Source organism: Streptomyces sp. CC224B (assembly GCF_030010595.1).
In the GTDB taxonomy this organism is placed as follows: Bacteria; Actinomycetota; Actinomycetes; order Streptomycetales; family Streptomycetaceae; genus Streptomyces; species Streptomyces longispororuber.
Genome location: NZ_JASCXL010000229.1, coordinates 1 through 3,252 on the forward strand (window position 1 = coordinate 1; position 3,252 = coordinate 3,252).

Annotated in this window: 3 protein-coding genes; all 3 read left to right on the forward strand. The window is 76.0% G+C overall.

The features are described from left to right. Window positions 1–208 (forward strand): hypothetical protein (locus QK440_RS40970; RefSeq protein WP_282798352.1); only part of this gene is annotated, 208 nt, incomplete at its 5' end. Beyond that, window positions 209–1,246, forward strand: coding sequence for a LacI family DNA-binding transcriptional regulator (locus tag QK440_RS40975; protein ID WP_282798353.1), 1,038 nt, complete (start codon window positions 209–211; stop codon window positions 1,244–1,246). 629 nt (window positions 1,247–1,875) lie between these two features. After that, a partial coding sequence (locus QK440_RS40980) for a glycoside hydrolase family 3 C-terminal domain-containing protein (RefSeq protein ID WP_282798354.1) occupies window positions 1,876–3,252 on the forward strand: 1,377 nt, incomplete at its 3' end.

Below are 3,252 nucleotides of genomic sequence, written 5' to 3' on the forward strand. Positions count from 1 at the left end.
CAACGGCATGGCGCGCGGGAAGGCCGGCACGGAGGTCATCAAGCTCGACGGGGTCGGCCTCGGCCCGGCCGACCGGCGCCACCACTCCTTTCGAAGCCTGCCGGAGTCTTTCGAAGCGCTTCGAAGCGCTTCGATCCGCTGCCTGGACAGGCCCGAGACAGCCCCCTTAGGGTCCCTGGGGATGGAGCGCCGAGTCCGGGAGAACTGAATGGTCACGCTCGCCGAGGTCGCCAGGCACGCCGGAGTCTCGGCCAGCACGGTGAGCTACGTCCTCAGCGGCAAGCGCTCGATCTCCGCACGCACCCGCGAGCGCGTCGAGCGCAGCATCCAGGAGCTCGGCTACCACCCGCACGCGGGCGCGCGCGCCCTCGCCAGCAGCCGGTCCGACGTGATCGCCCTGATGATGCCGCTGCGCACCGACATGTACGTCCCCGTGATGATGGAGATCGCCGTCGCCGTCGCCACCACGGCCCGCGGCCACGGCTACGACGTGCTGCTCCTGACCCGGCAGGAGGGCCCGGCGGCCGTGCGCCGCGTCACCGCGAGCGGCCTCGCCGACGCGATGATCCTCATGGACGTCGAGCTGGACGACGACCGCCTGCCGCTGCTGCGCGAGGCCGCCCAGCCGGCCGTGCTCATCGGCCTGCCCGCCGACACGGCCGGACTCACCTGCGTGGACCTCGACTTCGTGGCGACGGGCGCGCTGTGCGTGGAGCACCTCGCCGGACTCGGCCACCGTGAGATCGCCGTCATCGGGGAGGCGCCCGCCGTCTACGAACGGCACACCGGCTTCGCCGAGCGCACCCTGGCGGGGTTGCGCGCGAGCGCCCGCGAACGGGGCGTACGACTGCTGCACCGGGCCTGCGAGGTCGGCTACGGGCCGACCGCGGCCACCCTCGCGCGGATCTTCGACGAACGTCCCGGCACCACCGGGTTCGTGGTGCAGAACGAGTCCGCCGTGGAGCCGCTGCTCGGCCTGCTCCGGCAGCGCGGCCGCGCCGTGCCCGAGGACGTCTCCGTGGTCGCGGTCTGCTCGGACCAGGTGGCGCTCCAGGCGTCCGTACGGCTCACCTCCGTGTCCCTGCCGGCCGAGGAGATGGGCCGCAGGGCCGTGGACCAGGTCGTCGCCAAGCTGGCGGGCCGCGGCGAGGACGAGGTCGTGCTGCTGCCGCCGCGGCTCACCGTCCGAGCCAGCTCCGGACCGGCCCCGGACCGCCCCGCGCCCACGGGGTTCGGCCGGGGCTGAGCGCGCGCATCCCACCGGCCCGCAGGGGCCCGTCGCGGCGTTGACGGTGCCTCAACTGCCGTGCGCCGAGCCGCCGGGGGAGGGGCGTTCGGCTCATGGCCTCGGTCCGTTCGGTCCGTTCGGTCCGTTCGGTCGGTCCGTCGGTCCGTCGGTCCGTCGGTCCGCCGGTCCGCCGGCCCTTCATGGCGCGTCCGGACACATGAGAGGCCCGGCGTCGATGCGCTGTCGAAGCGTTTCAACAGCGAAGTGAAGCCGGAGCGGACATGCGCGGTGTCACCAGAGTTGTGCCCGAACTCCGCTATGACCAGGCTGTATTCCGTAAAGGCCGAGAATCGCCCACATCCTCGGGAGCGGGGCGCCCGGCGCTTGACAGAGACGCTGGCCGCGGCGAACATCGAAGCGCTTCGATCGCTTGAGCAACTTCCCGCACCGCTGGCGGGGACCGCCCGCCGCACCCGAAGCACCCCACCCCCCGACCGCGACACCCCGCGCTCCCTTCGGAGCGCCCCGCACCCCGTCCAAAGCGCCCCGCACTCCACCCGGAGCGCCCCGCGCGTCCACGGCACCGGGCACCCGCCACCGGCCCGCCGGGCGCGCCGTCCCCGCCGCCTCACCGAGGGATTCCGTACGTGACCGACAGCCGGCCGCCGCTCCGCGACCCCGAACTGCCTTCGGGCGAGCGGGCGGACGACCTCCTGTACCGGACGGCCCCCGGTGAACGGCTTCCCCTGCCGCACCAGTACGCGCCCGGCCCCCCGCGGCCCGGCGCAGCCTCCTTCCGCACCGGCCTGCCGCCTCTGACCGTCCGCAGTGATCCGGCGGAGGCCGACGTATGCGCGCTCACCGACGGGAGCCGGGGCGTTCGGGTGCTCGGCGGCCGTCGCTGGCCGGTCGCCGACGACGGCTTCGTACGCGCCCCGGTGGACGAGCCGGACGGCTGGGCGGTCCAGGAGACCTGCACACGGGTCGGCCACGACGGCGCGAGCCTCCTTCTGCACACGGAAATGGGCGGGTACGTGTCTGTCGCCGCCGACGGCGTGAAGGTTGCCGCCCGGGGCGACCTCTTCGAGATCGGATACGCCGAGCACGGCGAGCAGGCCGTGCCCCGCGCCGCGGCCGCCGCCGACGCGGTGCCCGTCGTCGTCGGCAACGCCTTGCAGGGCAACGTCCGCGAAACCAAGGGCCGCACCACGCTCGCCCTGCCCGCGCACCGGCTGCGGCGCGCCGCCCGCGCCGCCGACCCGCGCCCTGTCCGCGCCCAGGTGTCCTCCTGCCTTTACGCGGTCCCCGACGCGGACGCCGCGCTGCTGTGGGCCGCGCACGGCGGTCGGCCGACGGGAACCGCCCTGGCCCGTGTCCCGGCGGGTGACATGTCCCGGGCCGGACGCCTCTCACAGGCCCGGTACGCCCACGGCGAGGACCCGCCGGACCTCTTCGACCACGACGTCACCGGCTCCCGCCCGACCCGCCTGTACGCCAACGGCGTCCCGCACCACTCGCTCGGTCACGGCCTGGGCCACGCCTCGTCCCTCTGCCCGGGACCGACCGCCGCCCGCGAGAGCGCGCCGCTGCCGGCCGCGCCCACCGTCACCACCACCGGTCCCGTCGCCGCCGCCGAGGTGGCGCGGCTCTCCGCGCGGGCCGCGGAGGCCTGCCCGGTCGCCCGGCCACCCCGGCAACACGTCGGCCGCCACCGGGCCCGCCCGGCGCCCGGTGCGGCGCGGTGCGTCGAGGCGGACGTGCCCGCCGCGGCCGAGCCGGGCCTGTGGGTCGTCGCCCGCGACCACTTGACGGTGCGGGCAGGCACGTACGCAATCCTGGCGGGCTCCTCCAGCGAGGACGCTCGCCTCATCCGCGCCGTCCGCGTCGACGGCGCGCCGCCCGCCCCCCCCGCCCCCGGACAGGGGCGGGGCGCCCGGGCCCCCCCCCGCCGACAGCCACGCCCCCCCCCAAGCGCGGCGGGAGGCTCAGCGCGCGGGCGGGGGGGGGGCCACACCCCCCGCCCG